The organism is Billgrantia saliphila, from assembly GCF_002930105.1.
GTDB classification, from domain to species: domain Bacteria; phylum Pseudomonadota; class Gammaproteobacteria; order Pseudomonadales; family Halomonadaceae; genus Halomonas; species Halomonas saliphila.
The window spans coordinates 111,446-130,212 of record NZ_PJRN01000012.1 but is presented as its reverse complement, the minus strand read 5'-3'; the positions used below and the strand labels follow the sequence as shown (position 1 = coordinate 130,212).

The 18,767-nt window shown below is 65.6% G+C and carries 19 protein-coding genes; 11 read left to right on the top strand and 8 right to left on the bottom strand.

Annotated features, from left to right (window positions below; all coding sequences use genetic code 11):
* Window positions 1-18: 18 nt before the first annotated feature.
* Window positions 19-921: a LysR family transcriptional regulator gene (locus CYJ07_RS14345; RefSeq protein ID WP_104204397.1), complete on the top strand. Its 903-nt coding sequence runs from the start codon at window positions 19-21 to the stop codon at window positions 919-921.
* A 47-nt stretch (window positions 922-968) separates the two neighbouring features.
* On the opposite strand, the gene CYJ07_RS14340 is transcribed toward CYJ07_RS14345, so the two are convergent.
* The 3 genes from CYJ07_RS14340 to CYJ07_RS14330 form a co-directional block, all read right to left on the bottom strand.
* Window positions 969-1,571, bottom strand: a complete 603-nt coding sequence (locus tag CYJ07_RS14340) for a class I SAM-dependent methyltransferase (protein WP_104204396.1) — start codon at window positions 1,569-1,571, stop codon at window positions 969-971.
* Between the two features lie 95 nt (window positions 1,572-1,666).
* Window positions 1,667-2,071, bottom strand: a complete 405-nt coding sequence (locus CYJ07_RS14335) for a GFA family protein (protein ID WP_104204395.1) — start codon at window positions 2,069-2,071, stop codon at window positions 1,667-1,669.
* Window positions 2,072-2,186: 115 nt separating this feature from the next.
* Window positions 2,187-3,068 carry an enoyl-CoA hydratase/isomerase family protein gene (locus tag CYJ07_RS14330; protein ID WP_197038377.1) on the bottom strand — a complete coding sequence of 294 codons (882 nt, stop codon included), beginning with the start codon at window positions 3,066-3,068 and terminating at the stop codon, window positions 2,187-2,189.
* 242 nt (window positions 3,069-3,310) lie between these two features.
* On the opposite strand from CYJ07_RS14330, the gene CYJ07_RS14325 reads away from it, so the two are divergent.
* The 7 genes from CYJ07_RS14325 (at window position 3,311) to CYJ07_RS14295 (ending at window position 10,536) form a co-directional block, all read left to right on the top strand.
* Entirely contained in the window at window positions 3,311-4,969 is a 1,659-nt protein-coding gene (locus CYJ07_RS14325; RefSeq protein WP_104204393.1) for an AMP-binding protein, read from the top strand.
* A gap of 67 nt (window positions 4,970-5,036) precedes the next feature.
* On the top strand, window positions 5,037-5,804 hold the full coding sequence (locus CYJ07_RS14320; protein ID WP_104204392.1) for an SDR family NAD(P)-dependent oxidoreductase: 768 nt from the start codon (window positions 5,037-5,039) through the stop codon (window positions 5,802-5,804).
* A gap of 187 nt (window positions 5,805-5,991) precedes the next feature.
* Entirely contained in the window at window positions 5,992-6,774 is a 783-nt protein-coding gene (locus CYJ07_RS14315; protein WP_104204391.1) for an enoyl-CoA hydratase-related protein, read from the top strand.
* Between the two features lie 25 nt (window positions 6,775-6,799).
* Window positions 6,800-7,939 carry a cyclohexanecarboxyl-CoA dehydrogenase gene (aliB, locus tag CYJ07_RS14310; RefSeq protein WP_104204390.1) on the top strand — a complete coding sequence of 380 codons (1,140 nt, stop codon included), beginning with the start codon at window positions 6,800-6,802 and terminating at the stop codon, window positions 7,937-7,939.
* A 68-nt stretch (window positions 7,940-8,007) separates the two neighbouring features.
* Window positions 8,008-8,490 carry a MarR family winged helix-turn-helix transcriptional regulator gene (locus CYJ07_RS14305; RefSeq protein ID WP_231489644.1) on the top strand — a complete coding sequence of 161 codons (483 nt, stop codon included), beginning with the start codon at window positions 8,008-8,010 and terminating at the stop codon, window positions 8,488-8,490.
* A 90-nt stretch (window positions 8,491-8,580) separates the two neighbouring features.
* Window positions 8,581-9,804, top strand: a complete 1,224-nt coding sequence (locus CYJ07_RS14300) for an ABC transporter substrate-binding protein (RefSeq protein WP_104204388.1) — start codon at window positions 8,581-8,583, stop codon at window positions 9,802-9,804.
* Window positions 9,805-9,867: 63 nt separating this feature from the next.
* Window positions 9,868-10,536: a nitroreductase gene (locus CYJ07_RS14295; RefSeq protein ID WP_104204387.1), complete on the top strand. Its 669-nt coding sequence runs from the start codon at window positions 9,868-9,870 to the stop codon at window positions 10,534-10,536.
* A 60-nt stretch (window positions 10,537-10,596) separates the two neighbouring features.
* Here CYJ07_RS14295 and pobA read toward each other — a convergent pair whose 3' ends face one another.
* The gene (gene pobA, locus CYJ07_RS14290; RefSeq protein WP_104204386.1) at window positions 10,597-11,781 is read right to left on the bottom strand and encodes a 4-hydroxybenzoate 3-monooxygenase; all 1,185 of its coding nucleotides are present in this window, start codon (window positions 11,779-11,781) and stop codon (window positions 10,597-10,599) included.
* Window positions 11,782-11,929: 148 nt separating this feature from the next.
* Here pobA and CYJ07_RS14285 point away from each other — a divergent pair, with 148 nt between their 5' ends.
* Window positions 11,930-12,835: a helix-turn-helix domain-containing protein gene (locus CYJ07_RS14285; protein ID WP_104204385.1), complete on the top strand. Its 906-nt coding sequence runs from the start codon at window positions 11,930-11,932 to the stop codon at window positions 12,833-12,835.
* Between the two features lie 55 nt (window positions 12,836-12,890).
* On the opposite strand, the gene CYJ07_RS14280 is transcribed toward CYJ07_RS14285, so the two are convergent.
* From CYJ07_RS14280 to CYJ07_RS14265, 4 genes are all read right to left on the bottom strand, one after another.
* Window positions 12,891-14,180 (bottom strand): TRAP transporter large permease, encoded by a 1,290-nt coding sequence (locus CYJ07_RS14280; RefSeq protein WP_104204384.1) that lies wholly within the window; start codon window positions 14,178-14,180, stop codon window positions 12,891-12,893.
* Complete coding sequence (locus tag CYJ07_RS14275; RefSeq protein WP_104204383.1) at window positions 14,170-14,697, bottom strand: TRAP transporter small permease subunit; 528 nt, start codon at window positions 14,695-14,697, stop codon at window positions 14,170-14,172. The genes CYJ07_RS14280 and CYJ07_RS14275 overlap by 11 nt, the downstream gene beginning before the upstream one ends.
* A 3-nt stretch (window positions 14,698-14,700) precedes the next feature.
* Window positions 14,701-15,732: a TRAP transporter substrate-binding protein gene (locus CYJ07_RS14270; protein WP_104204382.1), complete on the bottom strand. Its 1,032-nt coding sequence runs from the start codon at window positions 15,730-15,732 to the stop codon at window positions 14,701-14,703.
* Window positions 15,733-15,887: 155 nt separating this feature from the next.
* The gene (locus CYJ07_RS14265; protein ID WP_104204381.1) at window positions 15,888-16,586 is read right to left on the bottom strand and encodes a GntR family transcriptional regulator; all 699 of its coding nucleotides are present in this window, start codon (window positions 16,584-16,586) and stop codon (window positions 15,888-15,890) included.
* Between the two features lie 132 nt (window positions 16,587-16,718).
* On the opposite strand from CYJ07_RS14265, the gene CYJ07_RS14260 reads away from it, so the two are divergent.
* Both CYJ07_RS14260 and CYJ07_RS14255 read left to right on the top strand, forming a co-directional pair.
* A complete protein-coding gene (locus CYJ07_RS14260; protein ID WP_104204380.1) occupies window positions 16,719-17,786 on the top strand; it encodes an aromatic ring-hydroxylating dioxygenase subunit alpha in 1,068 nt (355 codons plus the stop codon).
* Window positions 17,783-18,751 carry a PDR/VanB family oxidoreductase gene (locus CYJ07_RS14255; RefSeq protein WP_104204379.1) on the top strand — a complete coding sequence of 323 codons (969 nt, stop codon included), beginning with the start codon at window positions 17,783-17,785 and terminating at the stop codon, window positions 18,749-18,751. The genes CYJ07_RS14260 and CYJ07_RS14255 overlap by 4 nt, the downstream gene beginning before the upstream one ends.
* The last annotated feature ends 16 nt before the right edge of the window (window positions 18,752-18,767 follow it).

Sequence of the window (18,767 nt, the reverse complement as noted above, 5' to 3'; positions counted from 1 at the left end):
CCATACCCTGGAGGTATCATGGAGCTGCGCCATCTACGCTACTTCTGCGTCGTCGCAGAGGAGCTCAACCTGACCCGCGCGGCGGCGCGCCTGCATATGGCGCAGCCCCCATTGTCCAGGCAAATCAAGCAATTGGAGCAGGAAATCGGTGCCGAACTGTTCGCCCGCGGCGCGCGCGGGCTGCGCCTGACCGCGGCCGGCCAGCTCTTCCATGAGCATACCCTGCAGATACTGGAGAAGGTCGATGCCACGGTGGAAGCGACGCGCCGGTTGGCCCGCAGCAACCGCGTGGTGTTCGGCATCGGCTTTGTGCCGTCGGTGTTCTACGGGCAGTTGCCGCTGCTGGTGCGCGAGCTACGACGAAAGAATGACGTGGAGATGACGCTGGTCGAACTGACCACGGTTCAGCAGATCCAGGCGCTGAAGGCGGGACGCATCGACATCGGCTTCGGCCGGCTGCGCATCGACGACCCCGACGTGGAGCAGGAGGTGCTGTTCGACGAGCCCCTGATGGCGGCGCTACCGGCGGGCCACCCCCTTGCCGGCACGACACCGACCCTGGCCCAACTGGCCGAGGACCCGCTGATCCTGTTCCCGGCCCGGCCGCGCCCCAGCCTCGCCGACATCACCCTGGGCCTGTTCCGCCGCCAGGGCCTCAAGGTTACGGTGGCGCAGGAGGCGCACGAACTGCAGACGGCGCTTGGCCTGGTTGCTTCGGGACTGGGCATCACCCTGGTACCCGAGCAGGTCAAGCGGGTACAGCGAGACGGCATCGTCTACGTCTACCTCGACGACCGCACCCTGACCTCGCCGGTTCTCTGCAGCCGCCGCATGGGCGAGATACCTTCGCCGATCATGCAGGAGGCCAACGCGATCCTCGCGGTGTTGGTGGAAAACCGTCGCAGCGGGCGCTATCCCTAGCGCTGGCCGAACAACAGTGCCTGCGCTCGCCAACTACCAGACTGCGCCTACCGAGGCGCGGCCACGACCAGGCACGACGCCCTGCTGCCGTGGCGCGACAGCACCGTGAACTCCGCCAGCGTCAGCCCAACGGCATCTAGCTGCGTCTTGAAGGTGTCTTCGTAGGTCACGCGGCCGAAGTCGATGCTGGTGATCCGCTTGAGCATGGGCTTGAAGCGCTCCATCCAGGGAGAGGGCCGCTGCTGGAAGGTCTGAGTGAAGAAGATGCGCCCGCCCGGGGCCAATAGCTCGCGGCAGTGGCGCAGGGCCCGCTCGGGTTCCGGCAGGAGCATGAAGCTGGCAGAGAAGTAGACCGCCTCATAGGGCCCGCCGAGGTGATCGTAGACGGACTCGAGTCGAACCTCGGCACGCTCGGCCAATGAGGAGTTGTGAATTCTCTGGCGGGCTCGTGCGATGTAATCGGCATCGATGTCGATGCCGGTCACGCGCAGGTCCTTGCGCTGCACTTGTTCGGCATTGGCCAGCAGCGCACCGGCCGTGCCGACCCCCACGTCGAGCAGCATTGCGCCCTCCGGCACACGGCTCAGCACCTCGGCGTACCAGCGGGAGGTGAGCCGCAGGATCAGGGTGTCGTAGAGAAAGCTTCGCATCAGGGCTCCGTGAGCTATCCGCACGCAGTGCCCAGTGTAAATGATCGTTAGGCACGTGCTCGAACAGCCGGAGCGCTGCGAGAGGGACGTGCTTGTCAGCTTCCCTTACGATCCGAGGGATGATTGACGCCGTCCGACACCGGCACCTCGCCCAGCTCGAAAGGATTGACGCCCTCCAGGCAGCCGACGTTGTAGCCATATTCGTTGGGATCGGAACGCCGCTGATGGTGCATATAGATACCGCAGTTCGCGCAGAAATAGTGCTTCGCTGTCCGGGTATTGAACTGGTAGAGCGTCAAGATATTTTCGCCCTTGACGATGCGCAGCCCATCGAGACCGACCGAGGCAACGATGGCGCCTTTTCTACGGCAGATGGAACAGTCGCAGCGCCTCGGATCCTCGATCCCGTTGGGTAGCGTCAACTCGAGTTCGACCGCGCCACAGTGACAGGTCGCCTTGTGCTTGGGCCGTATCTCGGTATTGCCGACTTTTCTGATCATGTCTCTATCCAAGATGTTCCTGGGTCAGCTCTCTTGTCGATAGCAATTGCCTGGCGCGGATCTCTTCGGTAGCACAGCGCACAGCTGAAAAGCGCCGCTCCAACGAATCAGCGCTTCAAGAGGCCTCCTTAGGCAAGTCGCCGCGCGCCGCCCGGTGTGGCCGGCGGAGAGAGCCCTGCCGCGCTTCGACCCTGTCCCGATGCTCCGGCGATCCCAGGCATTCCAGATGCAAGGCCCATTCGCGCCGCAGCCCTTCGTCGAAGGGTTCGTGCACGGCGGCCCGTAACGCCGCGATCATCCTGACACAGGCCGGGTTGTCCCGCTCTTCCCGGGGCAGGGCCCGATACTGAGCGTCGAGCCAGCCCACCACGTCGGCCACCGGCACCTTGATGCGTCGGTCTCGCGTTCGCCTTCCCCCCTGCGTAGCCAGCGTCCACGCCTCCTGCTGCTGCTCGGCCTCAACGTGCAGGCGCGGCGCGACACGATCGATCAGCCCGAACCGCAGCGCCTCGCCGGCGCCGATGGTGTCGCCGCAAAGCAGCAGGCGCAGCGCCGCGACCAGCCCCACCAGCCGGGGCAGACGCTGAGTGCCGCCGGCGCAGGGAATCAGCCCCAGCGCGATTTGCGGCAACCCCAGGCGCAATTCGGGCGGGCCGATTCGGTAGTCGCAGGCCATGGCCAGCTCCAGCCCACCGCCGAGCACCGCCCCATGCAGCCAGGCCACGCAGGGCTTGGCGCCGCTCTCAATGGCAAGCGTCAGCTCGGGCAGGGAAGGCGCCTCATGCAAGCGATCGAGCTCGCCCATGTCGGCGCCGGCCGAGAAGCAGCGACCGCCCGCTCTCAGCAGCACCCACTCCACCGCACTGTCGCTTTCGGCCGCCGCCAGGGCTTGCAGCAGCTCGCGGCGCAGGCGCTGGGTCAGTGCATTGACCGGTGGGTTGAACAGGGTGATCCGTGCGCAGTTGCCCTCGCGGATCAGGGTCACGGCTCGGCTCATGGCTCGTCTCGCTGTGTGATGGTGTTGTGCGCCAGGCGCCGCGGCACATAACAAGAGCTTGTCACAGTTTGGTTTCCGCCACACGCCTGCCCTACCTTCGCAGTCTAGACTCATCAGAATAAAAGACAATGTATTGACATAAATTTCAGGCTCGCCTAGCTTGATTTCATGACGCGCCGGGCAGCCAGCCACCAGGCCCCTGCGCCAGCACAACAACGAACAACGCAATATCAGGAGCTTGTATGGCTATCGAAACGAACCTGACCCTTGAGCGCAGGCAAGCCATGGTCGCCAGTGGTGCCTGGAATGACATGCTCTTGACGGATTATCTGGATGACGCCGTGGCCAGCGCCGCCAATCGCCCCGCCATCGTCACCTACCGCATGACCGACGAAGCTCGCGACTCACTGACTTATCACGAGCTGAACGAGACGGTCGTGCGTATAGCCGCCGGGTTGGCCGGCCTGGGCGTGGCGAAGGGCGACGTGGTCTCCTGCCAGCTGCCCAATTGGTGGCAGATGACCGCGCTGCACCTGGCCTGCGTGCGTATCGGCGCGGTGCTCAACCCGCTGATGCCGATATTCCGCGAGCACGAGCTGCGCTACATGCTGGACCAGGCCGACAGCAAGGTGCTCGTCGTGCCCGGCACGTTCCGCGGTTTCGATCACGCCGCCATGGCGCGCCGTCTGAAAACCGAACTGGGCTCACTCGAACAGGTCCTGGAGATTGGCGGGCAGGGCGAGGACGGCTTCGAGGCGGTGCTACTCGAGCGCGCCTGGGAGCAGGAAATGAATACCGCCGCGCTGTTCCGCGAGCGCCGCCCCGGGGGCGACGACGTGGTGCAGCTGCTCTACACCTCGGGGACCACCGGCAAGCCCAAGGGCGTGATGCATACCTCCAACACTCTGATGAGCCACATCCGCCCCTTCGTCACTCGCCTAGGGTTGGGCAACGACGATACCGTCTTCATGCCTTCCCCGCTGGCCCACCAGCTCGGCTTCCTATACGGCCTGATGATGCCGATCTATCTCAAGGCCACCGCCGTACTGCAGGACACTTGGAAGCCGGCCGATGCCGTGACGATCATCCGCGCCGAAACGCCCAGCCTGATGCTCGGCTCCACGCCTTTCCTCGCCGACATCGCCGAGCAGGCCGAGGCTCACGGCCCCGACCTGCAGTCGCTCAAGCTGTTCATGTGTGCTGGCGCGCCGATCCCCAGCTCGCTGGTGGAGAAGGCCGCCCGCAACCTACCGACGCGCATCATCTCCGCCTGGGGCATGACCGAGAACGGCGCAGTGACGACTACCCGCCCCGGCGACGACCCTTCCCGCGCCGTGCACACCGACGGCCTGCCGCTGCCCTTCATGGAACTCAAGGTGACCGACCTGGAGGGCAACACCCTGCCGCCCGGCGAGGAGGGGCCGCTCTATGTGCGCGGCGCCAGCCTGTTCGTCGGCTACTTCAAGCAGCCCGAACTCTACGGCGTGGACGCGGAAGGCTGGTTTCCCACCGGCGACCTGGCGCGGCTCGACGAGCAGGGCTACGTACGCATCACCGGGCGCTCCAAGGACGTGGTGATCCGCGGTGGCGAAAACATTCCCATCGTCGATATCGAGAACGCGCTCTACCAGCACCCGGCGATCCAGGCCGTGGCGCTGGTGGGCCGCCCCGATGAGCGCCTGGGCGAGCGCCTGTGCGCCTACGTCACCCTCAAGGAGGGCCACGAGTCGCTGACGCTCGCGGAGGTCACGGCCTTTCTTACCGAGCGCCAGGTGACGCGCCAGTACCAGCCGGAGTTTCTCGAAGTGCTCGACGAGCTGCCGCGCACGCCCTCGGGAAAGATCCAGAAGTTCAAGCTACGTGAGCAGGCCAACCAGGCTGTCCCGCCCCTGTCGGCCTGAGACTGCTCGCGCTTCGCCCGTTCACATAGCGCTTTGAATAGCCGTTTGGATAGGAAGAGAGAACCGCATGAGAGGACTCAAGCACACGACCGTCATCGTTACCGGTGGCGGCGGCGGCATCGGCCGCGCCGTATGCCGACGCTTCGCCGAGGAAGGTGCCAAGGTGGCGGTACTCGACCGTGACCTGGATGCCGCCCGCACCACGGTGGAGTTGATCGCCGAAGCCGCTGGCCAGGCCCGCGCCTATGGCGCCGACATCACCGACTACGCCGCCATCGTTGATACCGTCGAGCGCATCGAGGCCGAACTCGGCGTGCCCAAGGTACTGGTCAACAACGCCGGCTTCGATCGCTTCATGCCGTTCCTCAAGACCGAGCCGGCACTGTGGGAATCGCTGATCGCGGTGAACCTCACCGGCGCGCTCAACATGCATCACGTGGTGCTGCCGAAGATGATCGAGGCCGGCGGCGGCAAAGTGATCAATATCGCCTCCGACGCCGCCCGGGTCGGCTCCTCCGGCGAGGCGGTCTACGCCGCGTGCAAGGCCGGGCTGCTGGGTCTGAGCAAGACGCTGGCCCGCGAGCTCGCCACCAAGGGCGTAACGCTCAACGTGGTCTGCCCCGGCCCCACCGACACCGCATTGCTGCAGGGCTTCGCCGAGACCTCCCGCGACCCGGAGAAGCTGCTCGAGGCGTTTCGCAACGCCGTGCCCATGCGCCGCATCGGCCAGCCCGAGGACTACCCCGGAATCATTGCCCTGCTCGCCAGCGATGATGCCGATTTCATCACGGGCCAGGTGATTAGTGTGTCCGGCGGCCTGACCATGTCCGGCTAGTAAGCGCTGATGCATTGCTGCGCTCGCGCCCTTTGCGAAGAGATGGCCGTCGGCGGTGCGCGAAATCCTCACCTAGTACCGCATAGGCTCCGGTTTCTGTGCTCCGGCGACGACCAACCTAACTTCGCTCGCGACATGAAACATCAGCTTCCTGGGCTCTATTCAGCTTCGAAAAGGGGTTCATGTAATGAACTACGAAGACATCCTCTACGACGTCACCGACGGCGTGGCGACCATCACCATCAACCGCCCCGAGCGCTACAACGCCTTTCGCGGCCAGACCTGCATGGAGCTGCTCGACGCCTTCAACCGCGCCGGCTGGGACAAATCGATCGGCGTGATCGTACTGACCGGCGCCGGCGACAAGGCATTCTGCACCGGCGGCGACCAGGGCGCCCATGAAGGGCAGTACGATGGCCGCGGCATCATCGGCCTGCCGGTGGAAGAGCTGCAGACGCTGATCCGCCAGGTGCCCAAGCCGGTCATCGCCCGGGTCAACGGTTTCGCCATCGGCGGCGGTCATGTGCTGCACGTGGTGTGCGATCTCTCCATCGCTGCCGACACGGCCATCTTCGGCCAGGTCGGTCCCAAGGTGGGCTCGGTGGACCCGGGCTTCGGCACCGCCTACCTCGCCCGGGTCATAGGCGAGAAGCGTGCTCGCGAGATCTGGTACCTGTGCCGCAAGTACAGCGCCGCCCAGGCGCTGGAGTGGGGCCTGGTCAATGCCGTGGTGTCGCCCGAGCAGCTCAACGAGGAGGTGCGTCGCTGGTGCGACGAGATCCTCGAGAAGAGCCCCACCGCACTCTCCATCGCCAAGCGCTCGTTCAATGCCGACAGCGAGAACATCGCCGGCATTGGCGCGCTGGGCATGCAGGCCCTGAGTCTCTACTACGAGACCGACGAGTCGCGCGAAGGGGTGGCCGCCTTCAAGGAGAAGCGCAAGCCCCAGTTCCGCAAGTACTACACGTGACGGCCCCCGGCGCGAGGACAACAGAATGAACTTTGCCTTTACCGAACAGCAACAGGCCATTCGCGAGAGCGTGGCGCGGCTGGCCGCCGTCGCCCTGGCGCCGCGCTACCGGGCCCGCGAGCAGGAGGCTCGCATCGAGCGCGACATCGTCGCCCAACTCGGCGAGATGGGCTGCCTAGGCGGCGAGCTGCCCGAGGAGTACGGCGGCAGCGGCCTGGACTGCGTGACCAGCGGCATCATCGTCGAGGAGATCGCCCGCGGCGATTTCAACGTCGCTTACCTGCCACTGCTGGCCTCGCTCAACGGCCAGATCCTCGCCCGCTACGCCCGCCCCGAACTGGCTCGGGAGTGGCTCGGAGGCATCACCGCCGGACGCAAGATCGCCTGCATCGCGCTGACCGAGCCCCACGGTGGCTCGGACGCCGCCAACCTCAAGCTCAAGGCCACCCGCGCCGGCTCCAACTTCTTGCTCAAAGGTGAGAAGACCTCCATCTCCATGGCCGACCAGGCCGACGTGGCGGTGGTCTTCGCCCGCTCCGGTACCCAGGAGCAGCGCGCTTCCGGCATCAGCGCCTTCCTGGTGCCGATGGATTCGCCAGGCATTTTCACCAGCCGCTTTGAGGATTCCGGGCAGCGCGCCATTGGCCGGGGCTCGATTTTCTTCGACAATGTCGCGGTACCGGCCGATCACATGCTCGGCGACGAGGGCCAAGGCTTCAAGCAGGTGATGCAGGGCTTCGACTACAGCCGCGCGCTGATCGGCCTGCAATGCCTGGCGGTGGCACAGCAGTCGCTGGACGAGACCTGGCAGTGGCTCACCGAGCGTGAGGCCTTCGGCCACAAGCTTTCCGCCTTCCAGGGCCTGACCCATCCGCTGGCGGAGTACCAGACCTACGTCCAGGCGGCCCGCCTGCAGTGCTATTACGCCCTATGGCTGAAGGACAACGCGCTGCCCCACACCAGCGAAGCGGCCATGAACAAGTGGTGGGGGCCGAAGCTCGCCTTCGATGCGATCAAGCAGTGCATGCTGGCCCACGGCCACACCGGCTGGGGCGAGGACATGCCCTTCTCCCAGCGCATGCGCGACGTGCTGGGGCTGCAGATCGGTGACGGTACCGCCCAGATCATGAAAAACATCATCGCCCGCCAGGCAGTGCCCAGATGACCCACCTCATCGCGACCGGATGCCCTGACCTTCGCCTGGCGGCGCTGCTCGACAAAGGAGTGCCATCGATGGCGATTCAGGACGACAAGAGCGTGGCCAACCGGCTGTTTTTCCGTCTCTTCCAGGCCAGCAACATCCTGCAGAAGCAGACGGTCGGTCAGGTCGGCCTCACCACGGTCCAGTGGGCCGTGCTGGGCGCCCTGTCGCGCAAGGGGTATGAGGACGGCGTCTCCTTCAACCAGCTCACCGAATACCTGATCGTCAGCCGCCAGAGTCTCGATGGCGTGCTCAAGAGGCTGGAGCGGGACGACCACGTGCAGCGCATACCGCACCCCGAGGACAAGCGCGCGCGCCTGATTCTGCTCACCGACAAGGGCCGCGCCTTCTGGGAGAGCCTGCAGCCGAAGATCCATGAGTTCTACGCCCAGGGACTTTCGAACTTCACCTTCGACGAGACGGTGAGCCTGCTGCACTACCTCAACAAGTTTCAGAAGGACCTGGAAGCCATCGCCATGCAGGATGCCCTCATTGCCGAGCATGAGGAGAGCTGACCACCCACCATTCAAACCGACCGTTAGCGACACACCCTTTCGAACCACAACAACAATGGCTTCGTCATGCGACGAGGCAGGAGAGTTCGTATGTCCGTAAAACGTCACTTCACCTTAAAAGGCGGCCTACTGGGCCTGGCCGTGGCGCTCGCCGCCGGTAGCGCCCAGGCCGAGATCAGCGACAATGAGATCCGCATCGGCTACCTTGCCGACATGTCCGGCCCCTACCGCGACCTGGCCGGGCCAGGCGGGCTCGAAGCGCTGCGCATGGCCGTGGAGGACCACGGCGGCAGCCTCCACGGCGCACCCATCGAGGTGTTCAGCGCCGACGACCGCAACAGCGCCGATGTGGGCGCCAACACCGTGCGCGAGTGGATCGACCAGCGCAACGTCGACATGGTCGGCGGGCTGGTCGCCTCATCGGTCACCATCGCCGCCACCCAACTGCTTGCCGAGCACGACAAGATCGGTATGGTGGCCGGCGCCGCCGCTCTCAGCGTGACAAACGAGCATTGCACGCCCAACCATATCCAGTGGGTCTACGACACCCACGCCATGTCCAACGGCTCGACCCGCGCCATCGTCGAGGAGGGCGGCGACACCTGGTTCATCATCGCCGCCGACTACGCCTTCGGCCACTCGCTGGAGGCGGACGTGGAGAAGGTGGTGGAAGCAAGCGGCGGTCAGGTACTGGGCAAGGTGCGCCACCCGCTGAACACCGCCGACTTCTCCTCCTACCTACTGCAGGCCCAGGGCTCCGGGGCGAAGATCGTCGGCCTGGCCAACGCCGGCGCCGATACGGTCAACGCGATCAACACCGCCGGCCAGTTCGGACTGGCGGAATCGGGTCAGGCGCTGGCGGGGCTGATGGTGTTCCTCAACGACATTCATGCGCTGGGCCTGGAGACCACCCAGGGCATGCAACTCACCACCGGCTGGTACTGGGACATGAACGACGACTCCCGCGCCTGGGCGCAGCGCTACTTCGAGCGCGTCGGCAGCATGCCGACCATGGTCCAGGCCGGGGTCTATTCCAGCGTGATGCACTACCTTAACGCCATCGAAGCCACCGGCACAGACGATGCCGATACACTGCGCGCCTGGATGGGCGAGACGCCGGTCAACGACATGTTCGCCACCAACGGCAGAGTCCGTGAGGACGGCCGCATGGTTCACGATATGTACCTGGTGGAGGTTAAGTCGCCGGACGAATCCGAAGGCGAATGGGACCTCTACCGCATCCTGCGTACCATTTCGGGCGATGAGGCTTTCCTGCCGCTGGAGCAGAGCGGCTGTCATCTGGTCAATTCCTGACGCTCAGCCGGGCCGCTGCCCGCCAGCGCCCGGCTATCCAGCCCTGTTTTGCGAGGAGTCACCATGCACGTCGACGACGCCATCCGCAGCCGCAAATCCGTACGCCGCTTCCTGCCCGTCCCGGTGAGCCGCGAGAGCGTGGCGCACATCATCGAGGTGGCCGGCCGCGCCCCTAGCGGCAACAATATCCAGCCGTGGAAGGTGCACGTGGTGGCGGGCGAGGCGCAACAGCGCCTGAGCGACGCCATCCTCGGCGCCTTCGACAGCGGCGAAGAACACCAACCCGAATACACCTACTATCCCAGCCAATGGTTCGAACCCTACCGCGAGCGCCGCCAGCGCTGCGGCTACGGGCTCTACGAGACCCTAGGCATAGCGCGTGAGGACAAGGCCCGGCGCCATGAGCAGATGCGCCGCAACTTCCACTTCTTCGACGCTCCGGTGGCTTTGATCGTCACGCTGGACCGGCGACTCGAGGCCGGCAGCTACATGGACGCCGGCATGCTGATCCAGAGCCTGATGCTGGCCGCCCGCGGCCAGGGCCTGCACACCTGCGCCCAGGCCGCGCTGGCCTGGTACCACGCGATCATCCGCGAGCAGCTCGGGCTCGGCGACAACGAACTGGTGCTGTGCGCCATCGCCCTGGGGCATGAGGACACCGAGGCGCCGGAGAATCATTTCATCACCGAGCGCGAGCCGCTGGCGAGCATCGCCACGTTTCGTGGCTTCTGAGCGCCGCAAAAAAAGCCCGGGCAATACCGATGCCCGGGCAAAGCTACGACGGTGGCGTCGTTACTCTAGCGTTTCGTAGGGCAGCCCCACGTAATTCTCGGCAATGGTCGTCAGGCCCGCTTCCGACGAGGTGAGGTAGTCGAGTTCCGCCTGCTGCATGCGGGTCTCGAAATCCTCCTCGTCGGAGAACTTGTGCAGCAGCGAGGTCATCCACCAGGAGAAGCGCTCGGCCTTCCAGATCCGTTTCAGGCAGGTCTGTGAGTAGTTGGGAATCAGGTCGGTGCGGCCTTCATGATAGACCTTGACCATCAGCCGATAGAGCGTGTTGACGTCGCTTGCCGCCAGGTTGAGCCCCTTGGCGCCGGTGGGCGGCACGATATGCGCGGCATCGCCCACCAGGAACAGCTTGCCGTACTGCATCGGCTCGACCACGAAGCTGCGCAGCGGGGCGATGCTCTTCTCGATTGAGGGGCCGGTGACCAGCCGGGCCGCCACGTCCTCCGGCAGACGACGCTTGAGCTCCTCCCAAAAGCGCTCGTCGGACCAATCCTCCACCTTCTCGTCGAGCGGCACCTGCACGTAATAGCGGCTGCGTGTCGGCGAGCGCATGCTGCACAGGGCGAAGCCGCGAGCATGGCGGGCGTAAATCAACTCGTCAGAAACCGGCGGCGTATCGGAGAGCACACCGAGCCAGCCGAACGGGTAGACCTTCTCGAACGCCTTGATGCGATCGGCGGGGATCGATTGGCGCGAGATGCCGTGGAAACCGTCGCAGCCGGCCACGTAGTCGCAGTCGAGGCGCAGCGTTTCGCCGTCCTTCTCGAAGGTGACATAGGGGCTGTCGGATTCGAGATCGTGGAGCCGGACGTTATCGGCCTCGTAGATCGTCGTGCCGCCGCTCGCCTCGCGCGTCGCCATCAGGTCGCGGGTCACCTCGGTCTGGCCGTAGACCATCACCGTCTTGCCGCCGGTCAACCCGGCCAGGTCGACCCGCACGCGACGGTTGTCGAAGGCGAGTTCAACGCCGCTGTGCGGATGGCCTTCCGCATTCATGCGCTCGTCGACGCCGGCCTCACGCAGCAGGTCGACCATGCCCTGCTCCAATACGCCGGCACGGATGCGGCTGAGCACGTACTCGCCACTCTTGCGCTCGAGTATGACGTTGTCGATGCCTTGGCGGCTCAGCAGCTGGCCGAGCAGCAACCCGGAGGGGCCGGCACCGATGATGGCTACCTGGGTCTTCATGAAAATGCCTCGTTCTGTCGTCAGGGCGTGACATGAATTGCATTTTTGAATGAAACGGACAGGTATTTAAGGCAAGATTCGTATCGTCACTTGGACTTTTGGCAACTCGCAGCTCGACTTTGGTCGTAGCGGGGCTACAGGAGGCGCCATGACCCGCCCAACGCAGGCACCGGTTCCCGTCTTCAAGCTCTATGGCGAGACCCGCCACTGGCCGACGCCGGACCTGCTGCACTGCGAGTCGATACCCGAGCGCAGCCGGTTGCACGACTGGCACATCCGCCCCCACCGTCATGCCGACCTGGTGCATGTGCTGCACGTCGCTGCCGGCCAGGTCGAGCTGGAGCTAGAGGGCACGCAGCACAGCCTGCAAGGGCCGCTCGCGATCGTGGTGCCGGCGATGACCATCCATGGCTTTCACTTCTCACAGGATGTCGAAGGCCATGTCATCACCCTGGCACGGCCGCTAGCCGAGCGGCTGGAGCAGCGACTCGGGGAGCAGGCCAAGGTACTCCGGCACGCCGACTACCATCGGCTCGTGCAAGCACCCCAGGCCCGGCGCCTGGCCATCTTGATAGCCGAGATCGACGCCGAGTACCGCCAGCCCGCGCCGGGACGCGACCGCATGCTGGATGCGCTGGTCGAGGCCTTGGCGGTGGCGTTGGCGCGGTTGGCCGAGCCGCACGCCCTGCCCGGCTCCGCCCCGGGGGTGCGCCAGCGCGGATACGAGCACCTGGCGAGTTTCCAGGCGCTGATCGAGGCGCAGTACCGCCAGCAGCCCGGCGTCGAGCGCTTCGCCGAGCAGCTCGGCATGAGCAGCGCGCACCTCAACGCCCTGTGCCGCCGCCTGGCCGACCGCAGCGCGCTCCAGCTACTTCACGAGCGTCTGCTGCTCGAGGCCAAGCGCCAGCTCACCTACACCAACATGACCATCAGCCAGATCGCCGACAGCCTCGGTTTTTCCGAACCGGCCTACTTCACCCGTTTCTTCAAGCGCAATACCGGCCTCTCGCCGCGGGACTTCAGGGTGCGGCAGCACGCGGGCGGAACCCCGTAAACACGACGCCCCCGGTCAGGCGAACTGAGCCGGGGGCGTGGTGAGCGTCGACGCGCTAGATCAAAAACAGAGTCGTCAGCACGGGGAACGCCACCAGCAGCGCCAGGCGAATGAAGTCCGAGACGATGAACGGCGCCACGCCACGGAATATCTCACCGAGCCCCACGTGGGGCGCCATGGCCTTGATCACGAACACGTTCATGCCCACCGGCGGGGTGATCAGCCCGAGCTCCACGGTCAGCACCGTGATGATGCCGAACCACACCGGGTCGATGCCCAGCGACTGGATGATGGGATACACCACCGGCACGGTGATCACCAGCATGGCGATGGAGTCCATGAACATGCCCAGCACGAAGTAGAGCAGCAGGATGCACAGCACCACCAGCATCGGGGTCAGGTCCGCGCCGTAGAGGAAATCGCTGATCGAGAACGAGATGCGCGACACCGAGATGAAATAACCCAGCGTCTCGGCGCCCACCAGCATGAAGAACACCACCGCGGAGAGCGCCAGGGTCTCCTGCACGCTGTGCCACAGCCCGCTCCAGCGCATGCCTTTGAACAGAGCATAGAGCAGCGTGGCGAAGGCGCCGACGCTGGCCCCCTCGGTAGGCGTGAAGGCGCCGAAGTAGATGCCCAGGATCATCACCAGGAACACGGCGAAGAAGGGCACCAGGCCGGTCATCGACAGCAGCTTCTCCTTCCACGGCGTGGGCTCGCCGGCCACCGCCAGCGAGGGTTTGATCCGCATCACCACGCTGACCGTGAGCGCGTACATCACCAGCCCCATCAGCCCCGGCACCAGGCCGGCCATGAACATGTCGCCCACCGACTGCTCGGTGAGGATGGCGTAGATCAGCAGTGCAATGGAGGGCGGGATCATGATGCCGAGCGTGCCGCCGGCGGCCAGGGCGCCGGTGGCGAGTCCCCGGTTGTAGCCGTAGCGCTCCATCTCCGGCAGCGCGACCCGGGTCATGGTACTGGCGGTGGCCAGCGACGAGCCGGAAATCGCCGAGAAGATGCCGCAAGAGCCCACCGCGGCGATCGCCAGACCGCCCTTCCAGCCGCCGCAGATCACCCGAGTGGAGTGGAACAGCTTGCCGGCCATGCCGGAGTGCGCCGCCAGCACGCCCATCAGGATGAACATGGGCACGGCGCTGAAGCTATAGTTGGAGAGCACTTCCACCGGCACCGTCTTCACCTGGGCGATGGCCGCGTCCCAGCTGATGACCTGGGCGAAGCCCACCACCCCGACCGCCAGCATGGTCAGCGCCACCGGCACGCGCAGCACCATCAGCACCAGCAGCATGCCGAGGCCGATGGCGCCGATCGCTTCACTCCCCATGGGAAACCTCCTGTTCGGCGCCGAAGACCGCACCGAGCAGCGCGTGGATCAGGCTACGCACGCCGAGCAACAGACTGAGCGCCGCGGCCACCTGGTAGATAGGGCCCAAGGGCAGGCGCAGGTCCTGAGTGACCTCGCCGTGACGGGACGCCGCCGTGGCCGACTCGAGCAGGCCGAGGAAGAGCGCCAGGCCCAGCGCGGCGAAGCCCAGCAGATAGACACCGTGCAGCCGGTGCTTGATGGCCGGCGCGAGGCCATGGGAGAAGGCCTCCACCACCACCTGGCTGCGCTCCACGTTGGCCGCCATGGCGGCCAGTAGCGCGCAGAGCATCAGGTAGCTCACCAGCTCCACGCTGCCGGAGACGCGCAGGGCGATGGCCCCCTCGGTGAGACGATAGAGGTAGCGGGTGCCGACGTCGGCGATGGTCACCGTCAGCAGCGCCAGCAGGGCGATGCCGGCGACGACGCGACAGACGAGGGCCAGCCAGTGGCTGGCCCGTTCGAGGAAAGCCCGCATGGCTTACCCCTGATCGGCCGCGCAGGACTCGCTGGCGGCGAGGGCCGCCTCGTAGACCTCGCGGGCCGGAAGGCCACGCTCCTCGACCTGGGCAAGATAGCTCTCGATGCCATCCTGGAGCGGCGCCTGCCAGTCCGGATCCTCCAGCGGATTCTCGATCTCGCGGATGGTGTGGCCGGCGTCTCTGGCCTCCTGCTTACCCTCCACGTCGAGCCGATCGAAGACGGCGCCGGCGTTTTCGGCCCACTTCATGCCGGAGTTGGCGTCGATCACGGCCTGCTGCTCGGGGCTCAGGCCGTCGTAGGTGCGCTGGCTCATGGTGGCCACGAAGATCAGCGTGTAGAACGGCACCTCGGTGTGATAGTTGACCAGCTCGTTGATGCGGAAGCCCTTGAGGCCCTCCCACGGGAAGCTCAGGCCGTCGACGACGCCACGCTGCATGGCGGTGTAGATCTCCGGCGCCGGCATGCCCACGGGGTTGGCGCCCATGTTCTCGAGCATCTCGCCGGCCACGGCGGTGGGGCGACGAATGCGCAGGCCCTCGAGGTCGGACGGCACCTGGACGTCGGTGTCGATGGTGTGAATCCCGCCCGGCCCGGTGGTGAACATGAACAGCGGCCGCGTATCGGCATACTCCTCGTCGAGATGGCCCTCGTCGTAGAGGGTCTGGAGCACGCAGGCACCCTGGGTGGCGGTGCCCGCCACGCCGGGCAGCTCGACGATCTGCGACAGAGGGAAGCGGCCTGCGGTGTAGCCCTGCGCCGTGGCGCCGATATCGGCGATGCCGTTGCCTACCGCCTCGTAGATGGCGTCGGGCTTGGCCAGGGTGCCGGAGGGGAACATCTCGACGCGCAGCTCGCCGCCGGACTCCTCCTCGATGGTGTCGGCCCAGGCCTCGAAGATGTCCTGGTTGATCCCCGAGGCGCCCGGCCAGAAGTGGGCCATGCGCAGGGTAGTGGAAGCCTGGGCGGCGGAAGCTATCGTCAGTCCGGCAATGGAAGCTGCCAGCAGGCACCGTGCAAAAGTAGGCTTCATGATGATTCCTCGTTTATTGTAGGAATGTTCGCAAAACGAACATGAGTTCGCATGCGTGAAAGAATAAACTACCGCCAAGCGACTTCGTAATCGACCTTGGTCTATGAGTCGGCCCCCGCCGGCGGAACGGCCCCTTGGTAGCGTACTCGACGACGTCAGTCTTCCGCTTGCCCGCGTCCCGAGCCCAGGCCCAACAGCTCCCCGTAGCGCAGGCCGATGAAGGCGTGCTCGCGCATCAGCATCTCGGCTCTCGCCCCCTCGCCGTGGCGCAGCGCCTGAACCACCAGTTCGTGCTGCACCTGGGCCAGTTGCAGCTTGCGATACTCCCGATCCAAAGCTTCGCTGTCGATGATGATGGAGTCGGCGGCGGCGAAGGGCAGGTGGTTGTTGCGGGCGATGGCATCACCGATTACCGGGCTACCGGCCGAACCGACGATGGCTTCGTGGAAATGACGGTTGAGCTCACTCCAGACGTCGACATCGCGCTCCTCCAAATAGCCTTTAGCCAACAGATCCCGCCCCCTTTGGATCCAAACCTGCAGCTCGGCCTCCAGCGCCCCGGATAAACCGTGCTCGGCCAGGCGGCGCGCCGCCAGCCCCTCCAGCACGCCGCGCACCTCCACGGCGCAATGCACGTCGGCCTCGGTGAACTCGCGCACCATGAAGCCGCGCTTGCCGGCCCGCTGCAGCAGCCCCTCCTGCTCCAGGGTGCGGAAGGCCAGGCGCACCGGGGTCCGTGAGACGCCCAGCTGCTCCGCCACCGCCACCTCGCCAAGACGCTCGCCCGAGGGATAGTGCCCCTCGCCGATCAGCTTGCGCAATCGGCTCACCACGCTCTTGTCGCTGTTACCCACCTGATTTTCCTATCGTTGTTCCGAACTCGCCAATTGGATCCAACTAAAGCATAAGTTGACCTGTTTTTACCATAGGACCTTTACTTTGGATCCAAATACAACATCGCACCGTGACCCGCCGAGGAGAGAACCATGACCGCACAGGCCCCCTTCCCCAAGAACACCTGGTACGTCGCCGGCACCCCGGACGAACTCGCGGACAAGCCGCTGGGACGCACCATCTGCAACGAGCCTATCGTATTTTTTCGCGGCGACGAGGGGCGTGTCGCTGCCGTGGAAGACTTCTGCCCCCACCGCGGCGCCCCGCTGTCGCTCGGCTTCGTACGCGACGGCAAGCTGGTGTGTGGCTACCACGGCCTGGAGATGGGCTGCGACGGCAAGTGCGCCGGCATGCCGGGCCAGCGAGTGCGCGGCTTCCCCAACGTTCGCGCCTACCCGGTGGAAGAGCGCCATGGCTTCGTGTGGATCTGGCCGGGCGACCCGGACAAGGCCGACCCCGACCTGATTCCGGCACTGCACTGGGCCGACCACCCGGACTGGGCCTACGGCGGCGGGCTCTATCACGTCCGTTGCGAGTACCGCCTGATGATCGACAACCTCATGGACCTTACCCATGAGACCTATGTGCATGCCTCGAGCATCGGCCAGCCGGAGATCGAGGAAGCCGCCCCCGAGACCCGCGTCGATGGCACCGCGGTCATCACCAGCCGGCACATGGCGAGCATTCCGGCGCCGCCCTTCTGGCAGGCGGCGCTGCGGGGCAACGGCCTGGCCGACGACGTGCCGGTGGACCGCTGGCAGATCTGCCGTTTCACCCCGCCGAGCCATGTCCATATCGAGGTCGGCGTGGCCCACGCCGGCCACGGCGGCTACGAAGCCCCGGCGGAGGTCAAGGCGTCGAGCATCGTGGTGGACTTCATCACCCCCGAGACCGACACCTCGATCTGGTACTTCTGGGGCATGGCGCGCAACTTCAAGCCCGAGGACGACGCGCTCACCGAGCGAATCCGCGAGGGCCAGGGCAAGATCTTCGCCGAGGACCTGGAGATGCTCGAGGCCCAGCAGCGCAATCTGCTGCGCTATCCGGATCGCCAGTTGCTCAAGCTCAACATCGACGGCGGCGGCGTTCAGGCGCGGCGCATCATCGACCGCATCCTCGCCGAGGAGCAGGAAGCCGACAAAGAGGAGGCCACGGCATGAGCGGCGTTCCTCTCTCGCTGATCGTCGAGGTCAAGGCGCGCCACCCGGAAGCCCAGGATATCGTCACCTTCGAGCTGGCCGATCCGCATGGTAGGCCGCTGCCCGCGTTCAGCGCCGGCGCGCATATCGACGTGCGGGTGAAGGACGGATTCATTCGCCAGTATTCGCTGTGCAACCACCCCGAGGAGCGCGACCGCTACCTGATCGGCGTGCTCAACGAACCCGCCTCCCGCGGCGGCTCAGTGGCCATGCATGAGGAGATCCAGGTGGGCGATCTGCTGCAGATCAGCGCGCCGAAGAACCACTTTCCGCTCAAGCCCGCCGGCCGCACCCTGCTGCTGGCCGGAGGCATCGGCATTACTCCACTGCTGTGCATGGCCGAGCGACTGGCCCACACCGAGGGCGACTTCGAGATGCACTACTGCACGCGCAGCGTCGAGCGCACCGCCTTTCGCAAGCGCATCGCCAACTCCGGCTTCGCCGAGCGGGTGCACTTCCATTTCGACGACGGCGCGCCGGAGCAGAAGCTGGATCTCGAGACTCTGCTGGGAACGCCAGACCCCGAGGCCCGCGTCTACGTATGCGGCCCCGCCGGCTTCATCGACGCGGTGCTCTCGACTGCCAAGGCGAAGGGCTGGCCCGGCGAGCGGCTGCATACCGAGTACTTCACGGGCGCCGTGACCGACACCGCGGACGACGACAGCTTCGAGGTCAGGATCGCCAGCAGCGGCGCCAGCTTCTCCGTGCCCCCCGACAAGACGGTGTACCAGGTACTGGCCGAGAACGGCATCGAGATCATGGTCTCCTGCGAGCAGGGGGTGTGCGGCACCTGCCTGACCCGGGTGCTGGAGGGCGAGCCCGATCATCGGGATCTCTACCTGGACGACGGCGAGCATGCCGCCAACGACCAGTTCACCCCCTGCTGTTCACGCTCGAAGAGCAAGGTCCTGGTGCTGGACCTGTAAGTGATCCAACAACAAA